The 4,561-nt window shown below is 57.3% G+C and carries 7 protein-coding genes; 3 read left to right on the forward strand and 4 right to left on the reverse strand.

The features are described from left to right. Positions 1 to 14: 14 nt before the first annotated feature. The 4 genes from ubiE to NW818_RS05720 all read right to left on the reverse strand — a co-directional run bounded on the left by ubiE (position 15) and on the right by NW818_RS05720 (position 2,732). Positions 15 to 761: a bifunctional demethylmenaquinone methyltransferase/2-methoxy-6-polyprenyl-1,4-benzoquinol methylase UbiE gene (gene ubiE / locus NW818_RS05705; RefSeq protein WP_414424050.1), complete on the reverse strand. Its 747-nt coding sequence runs from the start codon at positions 759 to 761 to the stop codon at positions 15 to 17. A gap of 106 nt (positions 762 to 867) precedes the next feature. Further along, positions 868 to 1,581, reverse strand: coding sequence for a hypothetical protein (locus NW818_RS05710; protein WP_414424051.1), 714 nt, complete (start codon positions 1,579 to 1,581; stop codon positions 868 to 870). Between the two features lie 147 nt (positions 1,582 to 1,728). Then, on the reverse strand, positions 1,729 to 2,007 hold the full coding sequence (locus tag NW818_RS05715; protein ID WP_414424052.1) for a hypothetical protein: 279 nt from the start codon (positions 2,005 to 2,007) through the stop codon (positions 1,729 to 1,731). Between the two features lie 101 nt (positions 2,008 to 2,108). After that, positions 2,109 to 2,732: a CatB-related O-acetyltransferase gene (locus NW818_RS05720; protein ID WP_414399320.1), complete on the reverse strand. Its 624-nt coding sequence runs from the start codon at positions 2,730 to 2,732 to the stop codon at positions 2,109 to 2,111. Between the two features lie 102 nt (positions 2,733 to 2,834). On the opposite strand from NW818_RS05720, the gene cobU reads away from it, so the two are divergent. Genes cobU through NW818_RS05735 form a run of 3 tightly spaced genes read left to right on the forward strand, consistent with a single transcriptional unit; the run spans position 2,835 to position 4,448 of the window. After that, positions 2,835 to 3,392 (forward strand): bifunctional adenosylcobinamide kinase/adenosylcobinamide-phosphate guanylyltransferase, encoded by a 558-nt coding sequence (gene cobU / locus NW818_RS05725; protein ID WP_414344546.1) that lies wholly within the window; start codon positions 2,835 to 2,837, stop codon positions 3,390 to 3,392. A 37-nt stretch (positions 3,393 to 3,429) separates the two neighbouring features. Then, positions 3,430 to 3,909, forward strand: coding sequence for a CRR6 family NdhI maturation factor (locus NW818_RS05730; RefSeq protein WP_414424053.1), 480 nt, complete (start codon positions 3,430 to 3,432; stop codon positions 3,907 to 3,909). Further along, on the forward strand, positions 3,906 to 4,448 hold the full coding sequence (locus NW818_RS05735; protein WP_414424054.1) for a hypothetical protein: 543 nt from the start codon (positions 3,906 to 3,908) through the stop codon (positions 4,446 to 4,448). Before NW818_RS05730 ends, NW818_RS05735 begins: the two co-directional genes overlap by 4 nt. Positions 4,449 to 4,561: the final 113 nt, after the last annotated feature.

Here is a 4,561-nt window from a genome sequence, read left to right on the forward strand (position 1 = left end):
ATCCTAACATAAGATCAACACGACCTAGTGGAATTAATGGAAACAATACGAAACTTCTCAATCACCAGTACCCCCATCATGCCCCACGCTAGGGGGTAGAACTTGGCACTGGCGAACCCTGCCTGCAGGGCCATTTGTCGTTGCTCTTCTCCAGAGGGAAAGCGATCTAGGCTGGGATTAATGTAGGCATATTCGGATCCCAGTCCCAAAGTTTCGGCCTGGGCAACCACCTGAGTGTTCAAGTACCAGCGCTGAAATTGTTCGCAAAGAGGGATCCCTGTGGGGCGGTGAAAATCCAAAATGGCGGCACGACGTCCTGGCTTCAGTACTCGCCTAATCTCTCGCAAGGCTTGGGGAATATCGGTTACATTGCGCAAGCCGTAGCCCATGGTAATGGCATCGAAGCTACTGTCGGGAAAAGGTAAGGCCAAGGCATCTCCCAAAACCCACTCCAGGGAGTAGCCAGGGAAGAGCCGGGAGCGACGCCGGGCAATCGCCAGCATGGCGGGAGAGAAATCTAGGCCCACCACATGTCCCCTTCGTCCTACTCGGCGAGCCAACTGCAGAGCCAGATCACCGGTTCCACAGCACAGATCCAGCACATATCCTCCTGAGCTGGCGCCCGACCAACGCACGGCCATACGCTTCCAAACCTGATGGAGGCCCAGGCTCAAGGTTTGGTTGAGGGAGTCATAGTGGGGAGCAATGCGGTCAAAAAGCGCTCGGATTTCCTCAGGCTGTTCAAAGGTTGGGCTAGGCACCTCTTCTCAACTCCACCTCATGTTCCCCGTACAAACTTTGTTGCTCCTGTTGCTCCGCAACGCTACATGACCGGATCTGTGGTCTGAAGCTAAAGGAAGAGGGGTGTTACGGCGGCACTGGGATCCCACTGGCTCCCACTCGGTGGCGGCGGCTGGGGTAATCAGCCAAACTCAGGGACAGGGATCGGGATCCGGCTAGGCTCGAGGCTGGGATGCGGATGGTTCCCTGGAAGACTTGGCTATTGGGGGGCAGCTCCCCCGGCAAACCCTGGGTGAGCGCGTTGATTGACCGTCCATTGTCGTCAGTAATGTTCAGGAAGCTATAGAGAAAGCGCACCGTCTCTGCCGAGTTGTTTTGCATAGCTACATTCAGAACCACTTGGCTTCCCTCGCGACGAACCGAGAGCACCTGCATAGAGACCTGTCCACTGGCGGCAATTGGTAGGGGGGGCGGAGGTGGTGTGGGCGCCGGCGGGGCAAGAACTCCGTCCTGCTGACGCGGACGGGGAGGTGGAGGAGATGGAGTGGCGGGGCGAGGAGTTGGCGACGGGGCCGCCGCCAATTCAGGAGACAATCTGGGGGTGGGTGTTGGAGTGGGAGTTGCAACCGGCGTGGGTGCTGGGGTAAAGAGGGGGGTGGGAGTTGGGGACGGACGAAGGCTGGCTTCGGCTGCTGCAATTACCTCAGCCTCGTTCAGCAAAGGCACAGTACGGGGATCCCGAACTTCGCGGGAAGGAGAAGCCCGACCGGCGCCGGTGACGGGAGAAGAAACCCCCGATAGAGCTCGCTGACCAAATAGGTAGCCCAGACAAGCACTCAACACCGTTGTGAAGAGAAACGCGCTCAGCCAGAACAGCACCCCCGAGAATGTGGAGGCGAGCTCCTGAGACGGTTTGGCCGGTCTACGCAAAGGCTGTTAACTCCTGCTGCTAGTTCGCTTTCCTATGATACGAAAGTGACAGAGAAGCTAGGGGTTCTCGACCGGGGCAGAGTTTTTGCGCTGTTGCTCATGGGCCTGTAGCGGGGCGCTGTCTAAGTTGGGCAGCCGCTCCCCCAGCCACCAACCCGGATCTTCCCAGCTCAGGGATCCCAGCCATTTCCCGGCCCGATCTGCCAAGACCAAGCCCAACAAAACGGGAGCAGTGGTGATCCCCAGCGCTAGGCTGAGCCAGAGCGGTTGAGCAGATCGAAAAGAGGCCGAAGCAGCCTTTTGTTCAGGCGGAGATGTTGGCTTGGGATCTGTCATGGTCGAGCTTTTGAGCCTGAAGTACAGTCAGGTTATTCGAGATTGTTTTTTCAAGCGTAACCAACTCTCATCTTAGCCTGCGGGGAATTTCTCAAGTAGTTTCAAACAGCAAGAAGGCTTTGCTTGATCTGAGAAAGCCCTGACATTGCTTCCTGATCTAGTGGCCGACAGAGAAGAGGTGCTGCCTGGCGTATGGCTTCAAGGGGCCAATCCCACCAAGCAAGTTGGATAAGCCACTCGATCACTTCAGGTGCAAAACGGTAGCGAACCACCCTCGCTGGCACGCCCGCAACAATGGCATAAGGGGGGACATCTCGAGTTACCACAGCACCCATTCCAACAACTGCTCCATTTCCAATGGTTACCCCCGAGCGAATCTTAGCGCCATAGCCAATCCAAACATCATGGCCAACAACAATATCTCCGCGAGTTACAGGGTGCCCTTTCAAAGCACGAAGCTCTCGCCAGGAATCAGGTAAATGGGTGAAAGGGTAAGTAGTAACCCAGTCAGTATGGTGCTCGTACCCTACGAAAAAATGCACCCCTCCTGCAATCGAAGTGCAACGTCCAATCTTGACGCGGGATGACTCTCCCATCCAATGAAGGAAAAACTCATATCCGTAGCTTAGGGAGCCAATCGTGAGCAGAGGAAAAGGCTCTAAACCGGCGTGAGCAAAATAGGTTTTCTCTTCCAGCTGGGCAGCGTGCTCGATTCGGATGGGCATAGAGATTCAGCCTCAGGATTGACCGGGTACCACTCGGCTGAGGACTTCAGCAGGCTGTTGTCGAGGTTAGACTCAAACGTCAGTGGATTTCCATTCTACCCAATGGCGATTGTGCTGATCTGTGGCCCTGTGCGCTCTGGCAAAAGCCGGCTGGCAGAGGGTTTGGCTGCGGCTTCGGGCTTGCCGGTTATCTACCTGGCTACCGGGCCGAAACCCGATCCTGAGACTGACCCAGAGTGGGCAGAGCGCGTTCAACAGCACCGGCAACGACGACCTTCCGGTTGGCAAACTTGGGAAACCGGGAGGGACTTGGGGGCAGAACTGCAAAAGTTACCCCAGCCCTGCTGTGCGCTGGTGGATTCGCTGGGGGGATGGGTGGCGCAGGGCCTAGACTGTCCCTCTTCAGAATGGGATCCCTTGGTGCAATCCTTCTTGGCAACCTTGCAAAGCCATAGAGGGGAGATCCTCCTGGTGTCTGAAGAAGTGGGCTGGGGGGTGGTGCCCGCTTACCCACTGGGGCGGCGGTTTCGGGATCGGATGGGGGAACTGACCCAAAGGCTGGCTCCCCTGGCCGACCAAGTGTTTTTGGTAACGGCAGGTTTTGCCCTGGATCTCACCCGTCTAGGGATCCCAGTGGCGAGCAAGACAGAGCAGAGCTGAGATAAGCTGCATTTGCAAGCCAGATAGCTGTGTTGCCGTGCCGATTACCCTCTACCTTCCTGCCAAGGCCATTCAAACTCTGGATCTCACCCCCGGCCATGAGCTGGTGAAAACCTTGATGGCCGATCCCGTGCGTGCTGCCCAGCAGGTGCAATGCGCCATCGATTGGCCGCGCAGCCCTGAGGATCCACGGGAGCTGTCCGAGATCCCGGAGGTGCGCCTGTGGTTTATTCGTTGGGATACAGTCTACCCCTGGATGCCCTACTTTCTCAATTGGCGCCAAGGAGAACTCGCCCGTTACGCGGCTATGATGGTGCCCCACCAATTCAACCCTCGGGAGGGTATTGTTTACAACCCAGAAGCGTTGGAGGTCTTTGTCTATCAGAAGATCTTTGTGTTGATGCGGTGGTTTAAGCAGCAGAACCTGGGATCCGTCTCCATGCTGCGGGATATGGCTTTGGTGTTTGGCTTCGAGATCCAGCCGGAGTTTCTCGCCCTATGGGAGGCAGAGCCATGAAGGTGATGGTGGCCAACACCTGGCCGGGGATCCCAGGAGCTACGGCAGTGGCCGACGCTTGGCAGCAGGTGGTTCAACGCCCTTGGGGCCGGCTCAGAGTGGATCCCAACCCTTCGGAAGCTCAGCTAAAGGCCCTCTGGCAACAAATCTCCGAGTGGGCAGGAGAAAAAGATCCCCTACTGGTTTTGCCGGGCAGCGTTGCCGATCCCCTGGGGCCAGGCCAAACTTGGGCGGATCTGGCCCATGCGTGGGGGTTGAGCTTGCTGCTGACGCTGCAGCGGGAGACCGCTCTGAGCCAAGGTGCTGCTTTTGCCGCCCTGTTACGCCAAGCCAAGGCCCGCGGTTTGGGGTGGGTGCTGATTGGATCCCTGACCGAAACTGGGGATCCCCAAGCCTTGGAAAAGCTGGATGCAACTTTGATCCCGCGCCTGGAAGCCCAAGTAGGAATGCCGGTGTTGGGGAGAATGGCTCTTGATGGGCAGATCCTTTGGGATCCAGATGCCCTGCTGCTCTGCAATGCTGCCCAACCAAGGAACTGAGCGCCACCCACTGATCCCTGCGGCTCGAACCGTTCCTCTTCACTTGGAGGGTAGGCGAAACTTCATTCTTGTTGCTAGGGAAACCACAAAAAAATCCCCCAGACCAAGCTGGG

The sequence above is a fragment of the Synechococcus sp. R6-5 genome (assembly GCF_047461775.1).
Classification (GTDB): domain Bacteria; phylum Cyanobacteriota; class Cyanobacteriia; order Thermostichales; family Thermostichaceae; genus Thermostichus.

Coding starts and splice junctions, on each gene's coding strand:
- NW818_RS05715 (WP_414424052.1), bottom strand. CDS start 2,007: ATGACAGATCCCAAGCCAACATCTCCGCCTGAACAAAAGGCTGCTTCG.
- NW818_RS05720 (WP_414399320.1), bottom strand. CDS start 2,732: ATGCCCATCCGAATCGAGCACGCTGCCCAGCTGGAAGAGAAAACCTAT.
- cobU (WP_414344546.1), top strand. CDS start 2,835: ATGGCGATTGTGCTGATCTGTGGCCCTGTGCGCTCTGGCAAAAGCCGG.
- NW818_RS05735 (WP_414424054.1), top strand. CDS start 3,906: ATGAAGGTGATGGTGGCCAACACCTGGCCGGGGATCCCAGGAGCTACG.